The sequence below is a fragment of the Prochlorococcus marinus str. MIT 0917 genome (assembly GCF_027359575.1).
Taxonomy (GTDB): Bacteria; Cyanobacteriota; Cyanobacteriia; order PCC-6307; family Cyanobiaceae; genus Prochlorococcus_B; species Prochlorococcus_B marinus_D.
In genome coordinates, this window is the sequence record NZ_CP114784.1 from 43,129 (window position 1) to 61,496 (window position 18,368).

General features: G+C 36.8%; 17 protein-coding genes. 10 read left to right on the forward strand and 7 right to left on the reverse strand.

Features of this window, described 5'->3' with window-relative positions; translation table 11 throughout:
- Nucleotides 1-9: 9 nt before the first annotated feature.
- On the forward strand, nt 10-1,188 hold the full coding sequence (locus O5637_RS00205; RefSeq protein WP_269605075.1) for a DUF4336 domain-containing protein: 1,179 nt from the start codon (nt 10-12) through the stop codon (nt 1,186-1,188).
- Nucleotides 1,189-1,193: 5 nt separating this feature from the next.
- Here the strand turns inward: O5637_RS00205 and O5637_RS00210 are convergent, their stop codons facing one another.
- Together O5637_RS00210 and lepB are read right to left on the reverse strand one after the other, a co-directional pair.
- Nucleotides 1,194-1,538 (reverse strand): DUF760 domain-containing protein, encoded by a 345-nt coding sequence (locus O5637_RS00210; RefSeq protein WP_011293575.1) that lies wholly within the window; start codon nt 1,536-1,538, stop codon nt 1,194-1,196.
- A 62-nt stretch (nt 1,539-1,600) separates the two neighbouring features.
- Entirely contained in the window at nt 1,601-2,167 is a 567-nt protein-coding gene (gene lepB / locus O5637_RS00215) for a signal peptidase I (RefSeq protein ID WP_269605078.1), read from the reverse strand.
- Nucleotides 2,168-2,230: 63 nt separating this feature from the next.
- Between lepB and menD the strand changes: the two genes are divergently transcribed.
- The 4 genes from menD to O5637_RS00235 are packed head-to-tail and all read left to right on the forward strand — an operon-like array spanning nt 2,231 to nt 7,890.
- Nucleotides 2,231-4,027: a 2-succinyl-5-enolpyruvyl-6-hydroxy-3-cyclohexene-1-carboxylic-acid synthase gene (gene menD / locus O5637_RS00220; RefSeq protein ID WP_269605080.1), complete on the forward strand. Its 1,797-nt coding sequence runs from the start codon at nt 2,231-2,233 to the stop codon at nt 4,025-4,027.
- Between the two features lie 15 nt (nt 4,028-4,042).
- Nucleotides 4,043-4,936, forward strand: a complete 894-nt coding sequence (menB, locus tag O5637_RS00225; RefSeq protein WP_269605082.1) for a 1,4-dihydroxy-2-naphthoyl-CoA synthase — start codon at nt 4,043-4,045, stop codon at nt 4,934-4,936.
- Nucleotides 4,937-4,985: 49 nt separating this feature from the next.
- Nucleotides 4,986-6,440 carry a glycogen synthase GlgA gene (gene glgA / locus O5637_RS00230; protein WP_269605084.1) on the forward strand — a complete coding sequence of 485 codons (1,455 nt, stop codon included), beginning with the start codon at nt 4,986-4,988 and terminating at the stop codon, nt 6,438-6,440.
- Between the two features lie 52 nt (nt 6,441-6,492).
- Entirely contained in the window at nt 6,493-7,890 is a 1,398-nt protein-coding gene (locus O5637_RS00235; RefSeq protein ID WP_269605086.1) for a UDP-N-acetylmuramoyl-tripeptide--D-alanyl-D-alanine ligase, read from the forward strand.
- 14 nt (nt 7,891-7,904) lie between these two features.
- Here the strand turns inward: O5637_RS00235 and glmU are convergent, their stop codons facing one another.
- The 4 genes from glmU to O5637_RS00255 are packed head-to-tail and all read right to left on the reverse strand — an operon-like array spanning nt 7,905 to nt 13,147.
- Nucleotides 7,905-9,245, reverse strand: a complete 1,341-nt coding sequence (glmU, locus tag O5637_RS00240; RefSeq protein ID WP_269606985.1) for a bifunctional UDP-N-acetylglucosamine diphosphorylase/glucosamine-1-phosphate N-acetyltransferase GlmU — start codon at nt 9,243-9,245, stop codon at nt 7,905-7,907.
- 37 nt (nt 9,246-9,282) lie between these two features.
- On the reverse strand, nt 9,283-10,179 hold the full coding sequence (locus tag O5637_RS00245; protein ID WP_269605088.1) for an MnmC family methyltransferase: 897 nt from the start codon (nt 10,177-10,179) through the stop codon (nt 9,283-9,285).
- A gap of 12 nt (nt 10,180-10,191) precedes the next feature.
- Nucleotides 10,192-11,526: a 3-phosphoshikimate 1-carboxyvinyltransferase gene (gene aroA / locus O5637_RS00250; RefSeq protein ID WP_269605090.1), complete on the reverse strand. Its 1,335-nt coding sequence runs from the start codon at nt 11,524-11,526 to the stop codon at nt 10,192-10,194.
- 55 nt (nt 11,527-11,581) lie between these two features.
- Nucleotides 11,582-13,147, reverse strand: coding sequence for a UbiD family decarboxylase (locus O5637_RS00255; RefSeq protein ID WP_269605091.1), 1,566 nt, complete (start codon nt 13,145-13,147; stop codon nt 11,582-11,584).
- 64 nt (nt 13,148-13,211) lie between these two features.
- Here O5637_RS00255 and O5637_RS00260 point away from each other — a divergent pair, with 64 nt between their 5' ends.
- Genes O5637_RS00260 through sds form a run of 5 tightly spaced genes read left to right on the forward strand, consistent with a single transcriptional unit; the run spans nt 13,212 to nt 17,673 of the window.
- Complete coding sequence (locus O5637_RS00260; RefSeq protein WP_269605092.1) at nt 13,212-13,940, forward strand: 2-phosphosulfolactate phosphatase family protein; 729 nt, start codon at nt 13,212-13,214, stop codon at nt 13,938-13,940.
- A 29-nt stretch (nt 13,941-13,969) separates the two neighbouring features.
- A complete protein-coding gene (locus tag O5637_RS00265) occupies nt 13,970-14,794 on the forward strand; it encodes a carbon-nitrogen hydrolase family protein (RefSeq protein ID WP_269605094.1) in 825 nt (274 codons plus the stop codon).
- Complete coding sequence (locus tag O5637_RS00270) at nt 14,794-15,879, forward strand: N-acetylmuramoyl-L-alanine amidase (RefSeq protein ID WP_269605095.1); 1,086 nt, start codon at nt 14,794-14,796, stop codon at nt 15,877-15,879. Before O5637_RS00265 ends, O5637_RS00270 begins: the two co-directional genes overlap by 1 nt.
- A gap of 2 nt (nt 15,880-15,881) precedes the next feature.
- Nucleotides 15,882-16,679: a glutamate racemase gene (gene murI / locus O5637_RS00275; RefSeq protein WP_269605097.1), complete on the forward strand. Its 798-nt coding sequence runs from the start codon at nt 15,882-15,884 to the stop codon at nt 16,677-16,679.
- Nucleotides 16,680-16,701: 22 nt separating this feature from the next.
- The gene (sds, locus tag O5637_RS00280) at nt 16,702-17,673 is read left to right on the forward strand and encodes a solanesyl diphosphate synthase (protein WP_269605099.1); all 972 of its coding nucleotides are present in this window, start codon (nt 16,702-16,704) and stop codon (nt 17,671-17,673) included.
- Between the two features lies 1 nt (nt 17,674).
- On the opposite strand, the gene O5637_RS00285 is transcribed toward sds, so the two are convergent.
- Nucleotides 17,675-18,355, reverse strand: coding sequence for an HAD family hydrolase (locus tag O5637_RS00285; RefSeq protein WP_269605101.1), 681 nt, complete (start codon nt 18,353-18,355; stop codon nt 17,675-17,677).
- Nucleotides 18,356-18,368 lie beyond the last annotated feature (13 nt).

Consider the following 18,368-nt stretch of genomic DNA (forward strand, 5'->3'; position numbering starts at 1 on the left):
AAGCAAACAATGAGCAACCTTTCTACTGAACAAAAATGGAGTTGGTGGCCACTTTTACCGCTCTATCCTTATGGAAGAAAAAGAACAATATTCAGGGAACTAGTTCCTGATCAGATTTGGAGTTTTGAACAACTTCAGGGTATTTATTATGTAGCTGTCCCAGTGAGGCTTTTGGTTGTAAGAGTAAAGAATGGATTAATGATAATTAACCCTCTCCCTCCTACCGAAGAATTGCTAAGAGACATTGATGTGATTGTGAAAAAAATCGGTCCCGTAAAAACAATTGTTTTACCAACGGCCTCTGGTTTGGAACATAAAATTGCTCTTCCTGCTTTGGCTAGAGCCTTTCCTGATTCAAAAATATGGGTTTGCCCAGGGCAATGGAGTTTCCCATTTCAGCTGCCTTTTGATTGGTTGGGAATTCCCTCTAAAAGAACAAATATTTTATTGGCTGATGGATTCCCTCATAGTGATTATTGTGACTGGATTTCATTGGGACCAATTGATATTGGATTAGGACGCTTCCAAGAAATATCTTGTTTTCATAAACCATCAAAATCTTTATTAGTTACTGATGCGCTTGTAGGGATTGAAGATACGCCTCCAGAGCTATTTGATTTAGACCCTACCCCTTTATTGTTTCATTCAAGAGAGAAGGGGGATGAAGAGCTTATTGATACGCCAATTGCAAGAAGAAAAGGATGGCTTCGTTTGGTTCTTTTTGCTTCGTACTTAAGACCTGAAAAGTTGGAGATACCAAAAATAAAAGAAATTTTTGGAAACGCTTTTAAACCAAATTTAAGAAATAAAAGAGCACATTTTGGCATATATCCTTTTTCTTGGCAGAAAGGCTGGGAGATGTCTGCTAAAAAACTTGTTGGAAAAAATACACCATTAGTACAAATAGCTCCTGTAATAGAAAGGCTGGTTTTCCCTAGAGGACAAAAAGCTTTAATAACTTGGTTTAATAAAGTTGAATCTTTGCATGGTCTTTCTTGGTTAATATCTGCTCATTACAGTGGGAAAGTTAGATTTTCAAAAAATGCTGTAAAAGAGTTAAAAAATAAGATCAAAAAGTCAGATTGGGCTACCAGTAAAGGTGATTTTGGATTCTTAAGTTGGTTAGATAAAAAATTAATAAAAATCGGCGTAGTACCCAGAGACCCTCTGAAAAAATTTAGTGATTAAAGTGATTAAATTTTATCTGGGTCGACTGACATTTCCTCGTCGGACAAAAGGGTTTCCTCTAATTGTTTCCTTTGCTCCATTTGTCTGAGAAAGTAACCTGTCATCATCGCAGAGGCTAATAAACTAGCCAAATTATCCTTGCTAGAAGTTACTTTTACCTCAAACTGCTCTCCAGGAAGCATTCCAAGTAAACCTTGAACATTGTGTCGGATTATTTCTTGAATTTCGGGACTGGCAGATTTTGCGACTCTTTGCAAAACATCAGCAGGTTGATCTTGTAAGTACTGAATTAGAGCATTTGCCTCGTGGCCCTCATTATTGTCTGTAGCTAAAAATTCAGGATTAAACATCCAGTTTTTTCCATGTAATTACACAATATCGCAAAACGTACTCCAATAAAATTTAATTTAGGTTATGGGAACCGAATAGGTCCTATTTTTTTTAATGGCCAGTACCTTGCAAGCGCAGTACCTATAAGATTTTTTTCTGGGAGAGCTCCCCAAATATGAGAGTCTAAACTGTTATTTCGGTTGTCTCCTAAGACCCAAAGTGAATAGTCAGGTACATTTATTGCGTCCATTTCATATTGGATAGGTTCTTTAATCCAAGGTTCTTTTATTTCTTTTTCATTTCTATATAATTTCCCATTAGTAACTTCTATTTTGTCTCCAGGTAATCCAACGACTCTTTTTATTAGCGCTGAACCATCACTGTAGCCTGCTTCTGTAAGGATTTTTGGAGGTTTGAAAATAACAATCGTATTTAAATTTAAATGTTTATTTAGTTTATTATTAAGTCTTGGGGTTATTTTTTCTATCAATATTCTGTCTTGAATTTGCAAAGTTGGAATCATTGATCCAGATGGAATCCATCTAGGCTCAACTGCTTGCCATCTTAATAAAAGCGCAATTAATATCCAAACCAACAATCCTTTCCAGCTATTTTGGTTTTGATTCTTTTTTGATCCAGTAGATGTCATGAATTTTCTTTGTTTTATTTACTTGTTGGAAAGTTTTTTACAAAAATTGAAGTAGTTTTTCTTTTGGCAATTTCACTAGCTCGTTACAATTTTTTTATCAGCTTAGAGCTTCTTAAAACTCTAGTAGCTAAGGGAGTGAAATATTTTGTTCTTTGTCCAGGTAGCAGATCAGGCCCTCTTGCTTTAGCAGCAGCAAGTCTCTCTAGAAGAAAAGAATTAAATCTCATCACCTCAATTGACGAAAGGTCGGCTGCATTCCTTGCTTTGGGAATAAGTGCAGCTAGTGGGCAAGTAAGTTGTGTCATTACAACTTCTGGAAGTGCTGTCGCAAATCTTTTGCCGGCTGCTGTTGAAGCAGATAGGTCATGCCATCCTCTCTTGTTTTTAACTGCAGATAGACCTTTGCGATTAAAAGAATGTGGAGCTAATCAAGCAGTTAATCAGCAGGATTTTCTTAAGTCTGTTTGTAGACATTTTGATGAATCTCCAAAAGAAGGAATTCATTTGATTTCAAAAGAGAGGCTGACATCCTTAGTTAGGAAATCATTCGAAATGGCTTCTAATATTCCTGGACCAGTTCATATTAACCTTGCTTATGAAGAGCCTTTGCATCCTTGCGAAATTGACCAGAATAAAGTTCTTGATGGATGGGGCATTGAAGGATTTTTAAAGGAAAACATCACTTTAAATAAGGTTGAGGTCGTTAAAAATTTTCCATGTTTAAAAATACCAAAATTAGATCCATTTTCTTCAGGAATAATTATTGTTGGGCCATGGAGAGGAAAATCAAAACAACTTGTTTCTTTTAGGGGCGCATTAAAGAAATGGCAAAAATTAACTGGATGGCCAATTCTTGCTGATCCACTCTCTGGGCTTGAAAATGATCAAGAGGGTTTAATAAATCACTGGGATATTTTTTTCTCAATAGGTTTATTTGAAAAAATCAAAGAGATTCAGGTTTTACGTTTGGGTCCAATACCTCCAAGTAGAGAATTACAAACTTGGCTTAAAAAAACTGGAAAAGTTCAATTACTTATTACTGAGGGAGATAGTCGAAATCTTGATCCAATAGGTGGCTCAACACAATTTAGTGAAGGTTTTTCTTGTTGGGTTGATAAATTGCTTGAGGGTATTCCTGTAAAGCCGGCAATAGATAAAAAAATTGTTAGTCAAAAGTTGACTAAAGAGCTTATAAAGTATGATTTATTTATCCATGATTGGCTTGATAAAAGGTTATTCAGAAATGGGTTAATTACTGAACCTGCTTTAGCTAGATTGCTTCCTCGCTTGTTACCAGATTCTATCCCTGTGATGCTTGCTTCAAGTAGCCCCATAAGAGATTGGTTGAGTTATTCGGGAGAGGGGGCTTTCTTAAGAAGATGTTTCGGCTTTAGAGGGGCTTCAGGAATTGATGGGACACTCTCAATGGGCATGGGATTATCAATGATTATGGGTAGAATGATATTGGTCACTGGTGATTTAGCACTTCTTCATGATACAAATGGTTGGCTATTTTCAAAGGATAAGAATACTAGTCTAATTGTAATCATGATTGATAATGGTGGAGGAGGGATATTTAATCAATTAAATATAGATAGAATTGAAGAAGGAGATTTTGAAGAAATTTTTCTTATGCCTCAGCAAGTTTGTCATCTTACACTTGCTAAAGCCTATGGATTGAAATATAAGCAAGTTTCTTGCTTGGATGATTTAGAACAAGCAATTGAATGGAGTTTCTCTTTGTCAACAAATGTATTAATAAGAGTTTGTACTAACTCTCTTGAAGATCATAGATTGAGAGTAAGTTTAATTGATGACCTGAAAAAAACATTATCTGAGAATTTATCAACTTTTGACTAAATTTAATTTAAAAAAATGACTTTAAAACCTATTACTCCTAACAATATGTCTAGAAGAGTTCTCCCGGGGGAAATTATTACCTCATGGGTTTCTATTGGTGAATACAAAGATATCTTGCTTGATATAAGTCCTGAAGGAATTGCTCGTGTTGCGATAAATCGTCCTGAGAAAAGAAATGCTTTTCGACCTCAAACAATTTCAGAACTTTGTGATGCATTTATTAGAATAAGAGAAGATCCAAAAATTGGAGTTGTTTTATTTACAGGGGTAGGACCTTCCAAAGATGGAAAGTTCGCTTTTTGTTCTGGCGGAGATCAGGCTATACGTGGAAGTGGAGGATACCTTGGAGATGATGGCATCCCGCGTTTAAATGTCCTTGATTTGCAACGTATAATTAGGAGCCTTCCTAAAGTAGTCATTGCGCTTGTCCCTGGTTTCGCTATAGGGGGAGGACATGTTTTACATTTGATTTGTGATCTGAGTTTGGCGGCAGATAATGCAATGTTCGGTCAAACAGGACCTAAAGTTGGGAGCTTTGATGCAGGGTTTGGTTCCAGTTATTTAGCAAGGGTTGTAGGTCAAAAAAAGGCTAGAGAAATTTGGTTCCTATGCAGGAAATATGGAGCGAAGGAAGCATTGGATATGGGGCTAATAAATGCCATCTCACCCATTAATTTGCTCGAGTCAGAAGGTGTTAAATGGGCTAGGGAAATACTTCAAAACAGTCCAACCGCCATAAAGTGTTTGAAATTTTCTTTTAATGCTGATACAGATGGATTAGCAGGTATCCAAGAGCTTGCTGGCCAGGCAACACATCTTTTTTATACGACTGATGAGTCAAAGGAGGGAAGAAATGCTTTCATGGAGAAAAGGGATCCTGATTTCTCCGAATCAAAATGGCTTCCATGATTTTATTTGGTTTATCCAAAAAAATAAAGCTTTCTTTTTCATGAATTAAATGCGAATACTTTTTGCTGCTGCTGAATGTGCCCCAATGATAAAGGTTGGAGGTATGGGTGATGTTGTTGGTTCATTGCCTCCTGCGCTTAAAAAACTTGGACATGACGTTCGATTAATAATTCCAGGGTATGGAAAATTATGGGCCTTGATGGATATTGCACCTGAACCGATTTTTCGAGCCAACACAATGGGTGTTGACTTCGCTGTTTTTGAAACAAGGCATCCCTCTAATGGGTTGCCAATTTATTTGGTTGGACATCCATGTTTTGATCCTGAGCGTATTTATGGAGGAGAAGATGAAGATTGGAGATTTACTTTTTTTGCTAGCGCAGTCTCTGAATTTGCATGGAACTCATGGAAGCCACAAGTCCTCCATTGCCATGATTGGCATACTGGAATGATCCCAGTTTGGATGCATCAAGACCCCGAAATCAGTACAGTATTTACTATTCATAACCTCAAGTATCAAGGCCCATGGAGATGGAAGCTTGATCAAATGACTTGGTGCCCATGGTATATGCATGGTGATCACACAATGGCATCAGCAATGTTGTATGCCGATAGAGTGAATGCAGTATCTCCTACTTATTCAAGGGAAATTCGAACATCTGAGTATGGAGAAAAATTAGAAGGACTTTTGAATTATATTTCAGGGAAATTACGTGGAATATTAAATGGAGTTGATTTAGATGCGTGGAATCCAGCAACGGATAATTCATTGCCATCTAAATTTAGTGTAGATAATATTTCTGGAAGAGCAGTTAATAAAAGAGTCCTTCAAGAAAGAATGGGACTTGAAGTGAATCCAGATAAATATCTAATGGGTATGGTTGGTAGGCTTGTTGATCAAAAAGGTATTGATCTTTTGCTGCAAGTAGCTAATAGGCTTCTTTCTTATACTGACTCTCAAGTCGTTGTTCTTGGTACTGGAGATCGCTATTTAGAGTCATCCTTATGGCAACTTGCTATTGAGTATCCTGGTCGTTTCTCTGTCTTTCTTACTTACGATGATGCATTGTCTAGGCTCATTTATGGAGGCGTTGATGCATTCCTAATGCCTAGTCGTTTTGAGCCATGTGGAATCAGTCAATTATTGGCTATGCGTTACGGTGCTATTCCGATAGTCAGAAAAGTAGGAGGTTTGGTTGATACAGTAGAGCCTTATAATCCTATAAATGAAACAGGTTCTGGATTCTGCTTTGATCGGTATGAACCAATTGACTTCTATACAGCCTTAGTTCGATCTTGGGAGGCATATAGACATCAAAAAAGTTGGAAGGAGTTACAAGTAAGAGCGATGTCAAATAAATATAGTTGGGATAGATCTGCGAACGAATATGAATTAATGTACAAAGATGTTTGTGGAATTAAGGAGCCTTCTCCTGATGCGGCAGAGGTTGAAAAGTTTTCTTACGGTCAAGAAGCAGACCCTTCAAGGAAAGGTAAAAAATAAAATTATAGGTTTTTGAGTATTTAGATTACTTTGCTTCTGTTCTTATATTTGTATGTATATTAATTTTAAGGACTTAATTAAACTATGGGGGAAGCCAGCGAATCAAAAGGAAATTGACCTTAATTTACCTGTTGGTCGTATATCTACTGATTCGAGGACAATTGAACAAGGTGATTTCTTTGTCCCTTTAGTAGGAAATAAATTTGATGGTCATGATTACTTAGATTTGGCTTTTGATATTGGTATACAGGCAGCAATAGTTTCTGAACAATTTAATGGCTTGGTCCCAACTGACCTGCTTCACTGGGTGGTTCCAGATACTTTGTACGCCTATCAACAGATCGCATTGCTTCATCGGAGAAATTTAAATCTACCTGTAGTTGCTGTTACTGGTTCTGTTGGTAAAACAACCACAAGAGAATTGATTCGGGCAATATTGTCTCCTCTAGGTGAAATTGTTTCAAGCAAAGACAATGAAAATAATGATGTCGGTGTTCCTAAAACCTTGCTTAGCGGTTCGGAAACAGATGCTGCTTTTGTTATTGAAATGGGTATGCGTGGCTTCGGTCAAATTGAACGTCTCTCTCGCGTTGCTGAACCTGATATTGCTGTTATTACAAATGTGGGTCAAGCTCATATTGGTATTCTTGGTAGTAGAGAAAATATTGCAAAAGCTAAGTCAGAAATCACCTCAAACCTAAGATCTGATGGGGTTGTGATTATTCCTTTTGGTGACATCCTCTTAGAAAAAGCTTTATTAGAAAAATGGTCAGGACGTATTGTTCGGGTAGCAATAAAGGATTTTTCACTGAATTGCTTAGGTTCCAATAATGAGCATTTTGCTTTTCAAGATATTCAACCAGATTATATTTCTCAAGTTGACATGCAAAATAATTTCATATCTTTTGAGGAAAGTAAATTTAAACTGCCTCTTGAAGGAAGACATAATGCTATGAATTTTCTTATTGCATTAACCGTTGCAAAAGAATTAGGACTATCAATAAAGAATCTTGATAAATTAAAAATAAATATGCCAATTGGAAGAAATAGATTAGTTACTTGTGGACAATATTTAGTTTTAGATGAGACTTACAATGCATCACCAGAATCTGTTATTGCATCTTTAGAGTTATTGGTAAGTAAGCCTGGCAGGCATTTTGCGGTTTTAGGTACGATGCTTGAGTTGGGTTCTGAGAGTATTTCACTGCATCAGAAAGTTCTTCAAAGAGCCGTTGAATTAGGTCTTAATGGAATTGTTTTTGTCTCTTGTGGGGAGGAGTCTAATATAATAAAAAAAACAATCAAAGTATTACCGAATCATGATGTAGTTAGAACACCAAGAGAAGCTGCTATAACACTATTATCATGGCTTTCACCAGGAGATAATATTTTAATTAAAGGTAGTCGTAAGTTGGAATTGGAAAAAGTATTACCCTTTATAAAACAATAGCTTTGCTTTTGTAGCTAATCAGTCTTAGTTCTAATAATTGCCTTTGATCGTTCAACAACTAAACTTTTATCAGGAATATCTTTACTTATTGTTGAACCTGCACCAATGGTTACATGTGATCCAATCTTAATTGGTGCAACTAGGACTGAATTTGCACCGGTTTTTGAATAATCATCAATAATTGTTCTATGTTTATTTTTGCCATCAAAATTAGCTGTAATAGTCCCTGCTCCAATATTAATATTTTTCCCTAAATCTGAATCACCTACATAGCTTAAATGATTGATTTTGGTCCCTTCACCAATAAAACTTTTTTTTATTTCTACAAAGTTCCCTATTTTTGAATTTTCACTTATGTTTGACTCCGGCCTTATGTGAGCAAATGGACCAATTGATGTATTATTCCCAACCGTTGCTTCATTTATAAATGAATGAATGGCTAATACATTTTCCGCAAGTGTTGAATTTGTTATGACACTACCTGGCCCTAAATGACATCCATTGCCAATATTGCATTTACCACGAAGATGAGTTTGTGGCTCAATGATTACGTCTGTACCAAAGTTCGAATCCTCACTCAGCGAACAACTAATAGGATCAATAAATGAAACTCCCTTTCTCATCCATAAGGATTTAAGCTTTTCTTGGATGTAATGCTCGCATTCAGATAGTTGAAATCTATCATTAATGCCCTTGATCTCGAATGGATTACCCACTTCGTAATGTAATGCTTTTTTGAGTAAACTTATAGTATCTGTTAGATAGATTTCATTTTGACTATTTTGGTTAGATAATAAGTTTAGAACATCTGACAATTGTTGCCAATTAAAACAGTATATACCAGCATTTATTAATTTATTTTTGCGCTGTTCATTAGTGCAATCTCTTTCTTCTATGATATTTTTCACTAGTCCCGATTTATCTGTGAATACTCGCCCATATCCCTTTGGAGAGTCTAAACTTGCAGATAAAAAAGTTACACTCGCATTGGATTCTTTGTGAAATTTTAAAAGTGATCTTAGAGTTTCCTTTTTTAAGAGTGGTACATCGCCATTTAATACTAAAAGTTCTCCATCAAATCCTTTTAATCTAGGACTTAGTTGCTGGATAGCATGTCCTGTCCCATTTTGAGGTTGCTGAAGAACAAAATCTAAGTCTTTGTGATTCTTCAGAGAGTCCTCAACTAACTTAGCTTGATGTCCTACGACTATTAATCTACGGTTTGGCTTGAGCGCCTGAGTACAAGACAAAACCCTATCAATAAGTGATTTCCCTGCCAAAGGATGAAGAACCTTTGGCAGCTTGCTTTTCATTCGCGTACCTTTTCCAGCCGCTAAAATTGCGATGGCAAGCATTAGAGTACTTTTTTGAAGAAATCTAATTGCTTTATCGCTATTGCGCACTATTCCATCGCTTTCTCCATGATGAAGTGTTTGTTAATTGACTTTTAGATTGCTCTATTTTTCTTGTTGAAATAATTTCTTTAGAGTTTCCTTTCCCTGTTGGATCTCTGTAAGGAATTGATGAACGCGTGGCAAGGTGTTCTATTTCCTTGGTGCTTAAGTCTTTGAACTGAAGATTTTCTGAAATATACCGTTGTTCTATTTTCTTTTTCATAGCAACTGTCCCTGCACTCCATTTGTTTTGTTTATTGGTCGAGGGAACTACTGAATAGATTTTTAAACCAGCTCTTTTTAAACTTGCTCTAATGGAGGAAGCAGTTGAATATGTAATCAAGCGGCCTTCGACCGATAGCCTTTTGGTTAATAAAGAGATGAATTCTTCACTCCAAAGTTCGGGACACTTTTGTGGAGAGAAAGGATCAAGAAGAATTAAATCAAAACTTAGAGAATCTTGTATTTCATGAATCTTTTGTCTTGCATCTCCCCAATGAATATTTCCTTCGTTAAAACCTTCAGTCCATTTCCCTAATTTATTTATGCAATTAAAAAAATGTAATACTTTTGGAGACCAAATTTTCTGAAATATTTTTTCATTCAGAGCAAGATTTAGAGGCCTTTTGTCAATCTCAAGCCCATGCCATTCAATTTTTATATTGCTTTGAAATAACTTCTCTAGAATACATCCTGTGTTATACCCCAGTCCCATGCAAACATCTAAAACAACTATTTTTTCAGTTGTAGAAAATTGTTCTAATTGAGCTGGTAAGAGATATTTAGCAATTGATTCTCTAAGTGCTCCGTCCTTATCATGAAATCCTTCTTCATAGCTAAAGCTATAAAGACTTAAACTCCCATCTTTTGTCGTATGTATTTTAAAATCATTCAATTCTAAGAAAAACTAATTTTTTTGTTGAAGTCTTATCAAATCAATCCAAAAATCAGGATATGAGACTGCTGCAGCTTCGCTACGTCGTAATGTTGAATCAGAGTTAGCCATTATTGAGGCAATAGCTAAACTCATGGCAATACGGTGATCATCTTCGCTATCAAGCTCGCATCCTTTTAAATTATTTCCTCCATAAATAGTTAGTCCATCTTGATGTTCATCTACTTTGGCTCCCATTTTTTTTAATTGTCTGGCCATTACCGCTAAACGATCAGTTTCTTTGACTCTTAATTCACTAGCTCCTTTTATATAACTGATACCTTTACAAAAACATGCTGCTACAGACAATATAGGTATCTCGTCTACTAGGCGAGGCATTATCTCCTCATCAAGCTTGAATGGTTTCAAGTTTTCTTTGTAAAAAACTTCTATGTCTCCAACAGGCTCACCGGCCACATCTCTTTTGTTTGTTATATTGATATTTGCCTCCATTGTTTCCAATACGTCAAGTATGCCAGTCCTTGTTTGATTTAGACCAACATTCTCAATGGTTAGTTCTGATCCTGGTATAATGCTACCTGCAACCAGCCAAAATGCAGCGGAACTAATATCACCCGGAACAATAATTGATTGACCTTTTAGATCTTTCCCCGGAAAAACAGTTATATGTCTACCCATTTCACCACCTACTTCTAGATTGGCTCCGAAGGCTTTCAACATTCTCTCGCTATGGTCTCTTGATCTGGCGGGTTCAATAACAGTTGTTGAACCTTCTGCATTAAGTGCGGCAAGTAAGATCGCAGATTTTATCTGAGCACTTGCGACAGGTGTACCAATTACGGCGCCTCTTAATTTATTCCCAATAATCGAGAGAGGAGCAAAGTCTCCACCACACCTGCCAGAAACTTTAGCCCCCATTATTTTTAATGGCTGTCCTACTCTTTTCATTGGCCTATTTCGAAGTGATTTATCTCCTGTGAGGATGAAATGATGATCTTCTTGACCAGCTAATAACCCCATTATTAATCTCATGGTTGTGCCTGAATTTCCGCAATTCAAAATATTTTTAGGCTCTTTTAGACCATTTAATCCAACGCCATCAACTTCAACAATGTTTCCTTTTTTGATGGGGCTAATTTTTACGCCCATTGACCTTAGGCATTCCGCTGTACTTAATGGGTCTTCCGCAGGTAAAAGGCCATCAATTATTGTTTTTCCTTTAGCAATAGCCCCAAACAGTAGAGCTCGGTGTGATATAGATTTATCTCCAGGTACTTTCACTTTCCCACAAAGCTCACCTCCTTTTTGAAGGTCTCTTAAAGACTGATCTTTATTGGGAACTTTCAATGAAAAAACAATATATTGATTTATATATTATTTATCGATTACCTTTATTTCTTATTTATGAATTGTTTATTTGTTTTTGACGCATTAGCTCATCGATAACGTACCCAAATAATTCTGGACTTGGTTGCTTCTTTTCCAGATCTGATAACCCTAGTTCTGCCCATCTTTCATCGACTTTGTCTTCGAGTTCTTTAGGCCTTGTTAATGGTTTTCCCCAGTCATGATTTTTCTCTGGGCCAATTTTGGTGGTTGCATCAATGGCTAATCTCCCTCCTAGTCCTATATGCTCACTCGCGAAGTCAAGCGTGTCAAAAGGAGTATTCTCTAGTACAAATAAATCTCTTTGAGGGTCAACTTGACTGGATAAGACCCAAACCACTTGCCTAGGATCTCTCACGTTAATGGTGGAGTCGACGACGACGATAAATTTTGTATAGGTGAATTGGGGTAAAGCACTCCAAAAAGCCATTGCAGCTCTTTTGGCTTGGCCTGGATATGCTTTATCAATAGATATAACTGCTAACTTGTAACTCAAAGCCTCCATCGGAAGGAAAAAATCAATAATTTCAGGTATTTGTTGTTTAAGTATTGGCGTATAAATTCGATTTAATGCTATTGCGAGCATAGCCTCCTCTTTAGGAGGCCTACCGCTGAAGGTTGTTAAAAATATTGGCTTTTCCCTTTGAGTCATACACTGGAATCTAATTAAAGGTGAGGACTCAGCACCCCCATAGAACCCCATGTGGTCTCCAAAAGGACCATCTGTCATCTCTTCTCCAGGAGATATGGATCCTTCTAAAACAATTTCACTGTGACTAGGTACCTGAAGATCGATAGTTTTGCATTTAGTTAATCGAACACCTTCACCTGCATATAAACCTGCAAAAAGCCATTCACTGAGCTGTACTGGAATAGGAGTTGCAGCTGCCATGACCAGAAGTGGATGAACTCCAATAGCAACAGCAACTTCTAATTTTTTATTCATGGCAGCTGCTTTGCGAAGATGCCTGGCTCCTCCTCTGACACTTAACCAATGAACTGTCATACTCTTGGCAGATTGTCTTTGGAGTCGATAAACACCCACATTTGGCACGCCTGTTTCAGGATCTTTTGTTATGACTAGACCTAATGTGATTGCACCTCCAGCATCCTCTGGCCAGGGACGTAAAAGTGGTAAATGATTTAGATCCAAATCTCTTTCACCAATTACTTTCTGATGGCACGGAGGTAATAGATCAATATCAGGACGTGCTTTAAGCAGATCCCATGCAACTGAGGCAAAAGCTTTGGTCTCTTTAAATCCTTTCGGAGGGCGTGGTTGTTGAAGAAGGGCGAGCTTTTTTCCTAAATCTTCCAATTCTTCTTGCTTCTTTAAGCCCATACTCCAAACAACCCGTTCCATAGTCCCAAGTAAATTGACTGCTACAGGGATTGATGATCCTTTTACATTTTCAAAAAGCAGGGCAGGTCCTCCCATTCCAAGGACTCGGTCGCTAATTGCCGCAATTTCTAAGTCACTATCAACTGGAACACTTATTCTTTTTAATTGATCTCTCTTTTCTAGAAGAGTAAGAAAATCTCTAATGTCCCGTGTAAGAGGTTCTTGACGAAATAATTTCATGAAGGTCTGCACGATTATTCTATTTATCTAGTTACTGTGACGCAAGTTATCAGCCTTTGTGGAAATGAAACTTTCTTATTTTTATGTTGCGGGAGATGTTCCTAGTGGAATTATTCCTGAATCATCAGTAGTAATTGATGTTCTCAGGGCTACAACAACTATTGCCTGGGCTCTTGAAAATGGAGCTGATTCAGTACAAGTGTTTGCAGATGTTGATGAACTGAAAAATCAATCAAAGTCTTTTGACGATAAAGACAAAATACTTGTTGGAGAGAGAGGAGGTAAAAAATTAGATGGATTTGACTTGGGGAATTCTCCATTAGGAGTCTCAACTGAGAGAGTAAAAGGGAAAAGAGTTTTTATGAGTACTACCAATGGAACAAGGTCACTGCATCGAGTTAGAGAATCTAAAAGTTTGTACACAATGGCACTCCCAAATAGAAAAGCTATTGCTGAAAGATTAAAAAGTGATAATCCAAATGAAGTTTGGATTGTTGGTAGTGGATGGGAAGGCTCCTACTCTTTAGAAGATTCTTTAGCAGCTGGGGCTTTAGCCTCTCTTTTAATGGATCAACTAGACTCGGTTCAGATATTAAATGATGAATTGATAGCCTCCATAGCACTATGGAAAAACTGGGAGCATGATGTTGAAGGATGTTTACGTATTGCAAGTCATGGACAAAGACTTGCAGGAATAGGTAATCATGATGATGATTTCGCTTGTTGCGCTTCTTTGGACAACCTTTCTATTATTCCAAAACAGATTGAGATGGGCGTACTTCGCTCTAACTAACTTTTAAATTATTTTTCTTTTTTAACTCAGTGTCAGATTTTTTGGCTGCGGCCTTACAGCTAACCAGTACCTCAGATATAGAGGCAAATCTAAATGCTGCAGAAGAACAAATTGAGTTGGCCTCAAGAAGAGGGGCTGATCTTGTTGGACTTCCTGAAAACTTTGCATTTTTGGGTGAAGATCAGAAAAAATTAAAAATTGCATCTTCAATTTATGAGAAATGCAATAGTTTTTTAGTAACAATGGCAAGGAGATATCAAGTCGTTTTGCTTGGAGGCGGTTTCCCCGTTCCTGCTGGCGATGGAGTAAGAACTTTAAACAGAGCAGAGTTGTTTGGTAAGGATGGTCAATCTTTAGCAAGATATGACAAAATTCATCTTTTTGACGTTGATCTTCCAGAGGGTAATACCTATAGAGAATCTGAAACAATTGTTTCTGGAAGTGAATCACCTCCAGTTGTTGATGTGCCAGGCCTTTGCAAAATAGGATTATCTATATGTTATGACGTTCGATTCCCTGAGCTTTATCGTGATTTGGTCAATAAAGGCGCAGATTTATTAATGATCCCAGCTGCTTTTACTGCTTTCACAGGAAAGGATCATTGGCAAGTCTTGCTTCAAGCAAGAGCTATTGAGAATACTGCTTATGTTGTTGCACCAGCACAAACTGGTCGACACTACGGTAGAAGACAAAGCCATGGACATGCGATGGTTATTGATCCATGGGGTACAGTTCTCGCAGACGCAGGAGTTGTTCAAGGAGCCGCAATAGCTCCTGCTGATAAAAAAAGAGTTGAGAGAATTAGAGGGCAGATGCCAAGCTTAAAACATCGAAAAGCAGAACTTTTTGTTTGATGTTTAAAGATCAATCTTTAAAGTCAAAACTAGCACTTTTTGCGGGATTTGTTTTTTGTTTGAGTCTCTTTATTCCTTTACCGCTTAGAGCTGCTAGTGCTCTTGCCGCTTGGGCCTTAACTAGTAACGGCAGCCTTAAATTAAGAACTTCTTCTGGGGCTAAATTAGATGCTTTTTTTCAATCCTCAACCACTGATAAAGGTGAAAGGGTTTGGGTTGATTTCCCAGGAGAATTAACCCGCCCTAGAACTATTAAAGGAAATGGATCAGTTAAGGAAATCAGACTAGGTAAACCCTTTAAGGGTAAAACAAGGCTTGTTATTGAGTTTCTTCCATCAGTTGAATTAGAAGCCTCTAAATTACAATTAATTGGTATTTCACCAAACATATGGGAGTTGAAATTTATTGGCTTAGAAAGTAATTCCTTTAGTTCCATTGAAGAAGGTAATATTATAAGAAACTCAATAAAAAGGACTTATGAAAGAATAAAGATTCAAAAATTAGATGTTTCCTCTTTACCTAATATCCCATATGGAAAGTATAAAGTTGTACTGGATCCTGGCCATGGTGGTTCAGACCCAGGTGCCGTTGGAATAAATGGATTAAGAGAGACTGATATTGTTTTAGAAGTTTCAAAGAGTGTTTCAGAATTGTTAACAAATAAAGGTGTTAAAACTATTTTAACTCGAACTTATGAGCGAACATTAGACCTACAACCAAGAGTTACCAAGGCTAATAATTCAAAAGCAGATGCTTTTGTAAGTATTCATGCAAATGCTACAAGAGGAAAGCGAAAAGATGTTAATGGTTTAGAGACATATTATTACTCTGGTTATAAAGGGCATTCTTTAGCAAAAAATATTCAAAAACAAATTTTAATTTTTTCTCCCCAAAGCCCTGATAGGGGGGTTCGTAGATCTCGCTTTTATGTAATTAGAAAAACATCTATGCCTGCAGCTCTTGTAGAGATTGGATTTGTTACTGGAATGTATGATGCAGATTTATTAAGGCAAAAAGCTTACAGGGATAAAATTTCTTTTGCTATCGCTAAAGGAATACTGAATTATCTAATAGTTTCAAATTAGATATGCGCCTTGGATTGTTTGATAGCGGTGTTGGAGGCTTCACTGTTTTGAAAAAGGTTATTGAATTATGTCCCAATAATTCATTCATATATTTGGCTGATACAGCAAGACTTCCCTATGGAGTAAAGACAACTCATGAAATCATGAAAATTGCTGAAGAAATATCATCTTGGTTTAGTTATCAAAATATTGATGCTTTTTTGGTCGCCTGCAATACAACAAATGCAATTGCCTTGGATGTAATAAAAAAAAATTTGGATGTCCCTGTTTTTGACTTGATTGGCTCTGCGGCTTCAACTATCCAGGAATCGAGGGTAGGTGTTCTTGCAACCCCATCTACGGTTAAAACAAAGGCTTATACGAATGCCATCATGGAAGTCAAGCCAAAAACCTTTGTAATTGAGCAACCATGCCCTGAATTAGTTCCCATGATTGAAATGGATAATATTAATTCTGATGAGATTATTGATGTCGCAGGTATATATTTACAACCTCTTTTAAAACAAAAAATTAATTCTTTAATTCTTGGCTGTAGTCACTACCCTCTCATAAGTCCTTTTTTAACTGAGTTATTACCCTCTAGTGTTAAATTGATTGACCCTGCTGATGCTCTTTCTTTGAAATTAAAGTTGTTCATAGATTCAGAAGAAAGAAAGTATTCAAAGAAAAAAAATTTAGTTGATTTAAAGTTTTACGTAACCTCCAATCTTAAAAACTTTCCCAATAAAGCTAAGCATTGGTTAAACGTTTTTCCTGAAGTTAATCTTGTTTCACTGCAGAAGAAGGGTTGGGTCTCTTAATATCAAAAAGTAGAGCGGTTTTATGACCACAGCCACGGAAATTCTTCAACCTGTAGAACTTGATCTAGAAGCTTTGCTTATGGATCTTCGCAGCCTCATAGGTGCTGGACACCCTATCTTGCAGGCAGCTGCAGAACATCTTTTTAGTGCAGGGGGTAAACGTTTAAGACCTGGAATTGTTTTATTGATTTCAAGAGCTTTGACGTCTGAAAAGGATCTTCCTTTGAAGCATCGAAAATTGGCCCAAATTACTGAGATGATTCACACCGCTTCTCTTGTTCATGATGATGTCGTTGATGAAGCTGATACCCGCAGAGGTGTTGAAACTGTTCATAGTCGATTTGATCCCAGGATTGCTGTCCTGGCGGGAGATTTTCTATTTGCACAAGCAAGTTGGCACTTGGCAAATCTTGAGAATTTAGATGTTGTTAAATTGTTAAGTAGGGTGATTATGGATCTGGCTGAAGGAGAGATAAAGCAGGGCCTTAATAGATTTGATTCAAGTCAATCCTTTGATAGTTATTTAGAAAAAAGTTATTGTAAAACAGCATCACTAATTGCTAATAGCTCCAAGGCTATTGGTGTTTTATCTCATGTAGATCAAGAGAGCTTGGATTCACTTTATTTTTTTGGAAGACAGTTAGGTTTAGCTTTTCAGGTGGTTGATGACATTCTCGATTTTACTGGAAATGATGAACAACTAGGCAAACCTGCAGCGAGTGATCTTCAAAGTGGTTATCTCACTGCACCTGTTTTCTACGCTTTGGAAGAGAATCCAAATCTGAGCGAACTAATTAATGGTAAATTCTCCAAAAAAGATGATCTTGAAAAGGCTTTATCTCTTGTGAGAGATTCAGGTGCGATCAAAAAATCAAGAGAACTAGCCGAAAAATTTGCTTCTGAATCAAAAGATTCAATTTCTTGGTTGCCAGACTCACCATCAAAGAAAGCATTACTTGAATTGCCTGAATTTGTTATTAGCAGACTTTATTGATTTAATACTCATTCAATATTTGTTCAATTTCATTTAAATGGGTGATTTGTTTTAAATTGATGTGTTTATCAAAAATTTCTTTTTTTGGAAGTTCATAACGTTTTTCTTTTAAAAAGAAAACAAAACATCCTGCCTCTAAGGCAGAAGATACTCCAGAAATTGAATCTTCAACAGCCCAGCATTCTTGAGGAGAAATATTTAACTTTTTTGAGGCCAAAAGATATGGATCTGGAGCTGGTTTTCCATTGGCTAATAATTTGTCATCACCAAGAACTATTACAGAAAATAGATTCATCCATTTATGAGGAGCACTTTTTATTTTGAAAGATTCAGAGCTGCTACTGGTTACTAACGCCATTGGGATATTGTTTTCATGACACCTTTTGACCAAACTCTCGCCACCTTGCATTGCTTTTGCAGTTAGGATGAGTTGTCTTGATATGGGTTTATGTATTTTTAGTAAGTCTTTCGCCTTTACTCCATTAGGAATCAATTTAATCAGTTCATTCGCGCAATCTATTCTTCTTCTGCCTCTCAAGAGTTTTAGTTGGGTGTAAGTTAGATTTAGATCAAAAAGCGCGGCGGTTTCTTTCCATGCTTGTCCATGTAAGGGTTCTGAGTCAATTAGAACTCCATCAAGATCAAATAAAAATGCTTTAGGAAAATCAATATTTCTCTTCATTATGAATTTGTTT

Bases quoted from the DNA above. Each gene is read 5' to 3' on its own strand.
- O5637_RS00205 (WP_269605075.1), top strand. From the start codon at position 10: ATGAGCAACCTTTCTACTGAACAAAAATGGAGTTGGTGGCCACTTTTA.
- O5637_RS00210 (WP_011293575.1), bottom strand. From the start codon at position 1,538: ATGTTTAATCCTGAATTTTTAGCTACAGACAATAATGAGGGCCACGAG.
- lepB (WP_269605078.1), bottom strand. From the start codon at position 2,167: ATGACATCTACTGGATCAAAAAAGAATCAAAACCAAAATAGCTGGAAA.
- menB (WP_269605082.1), top strand. From the start codon at position 4,043: ATGACTTTAAAACCTATTACTCCTAACAATATGTCTAGAAGAGTTCTC.
- glgA (WP_269605084.1), top strand. From the start codon at position 4,986: ATGCGAATACTTTTTGCTGCTGCTGAATGTGCCCCAATGATAAAGGTT.
- O5637_RS00235 (WP_269605086.1), top strand. From the start codon at position 6,493: ATGTATATTAATTTTAAGGACTTAATTAAACTATGGGGGAAGCCAGCG.
- glmU (WP_269606985.1), bottom strand. From the start codon at position 9,245: ATGCTTGCCATCGCAATTTTAGCGGCTGGAAAAGGTACGCGAATGAAA.
- O5637_RS00255 (WP_269605091.1), bottom strand. From the start codon at position 13,147: ATGAAATTATTTCGTCAAGAACCTCTTACACGGGACATTAGAGATTTT.
- O5637_RS00260 (WP_269605092.1), top strand. From the start codon at position 13,212: ATGAAACTTTCTTATTTTTATGTTGCGGGAGATGTTCCTAGTGGAATT.
- O5637_RS00270 (WP_269605095.1), top strand. From the start codon at position 14,794: ATGTTTAAAGATCAATCTTTAAAGTCAAAACTAGCACTTTTTGCGGGA.
- murI (WP_269605097.1), top strand. From the start codon at position 15,882: ATGCGCCTTGGATTGTTTGATAGCGGTGTTGGAGGCTTCACTGTTTTG.
- sds (WP_269605099.1), top strand. From the start codon at position 16,702: ATGACCACAGCCACGGAAATTCTTCAACCTGTAGAACTTGATCTAGAA.
- O5637_RS00285 (WP_269605101.1), bottom strand. From the start codon at position 18,355: ATGAAGAGAAATATTGATTTTCCTAAAGCATTTTTATTTGATCTTGAT.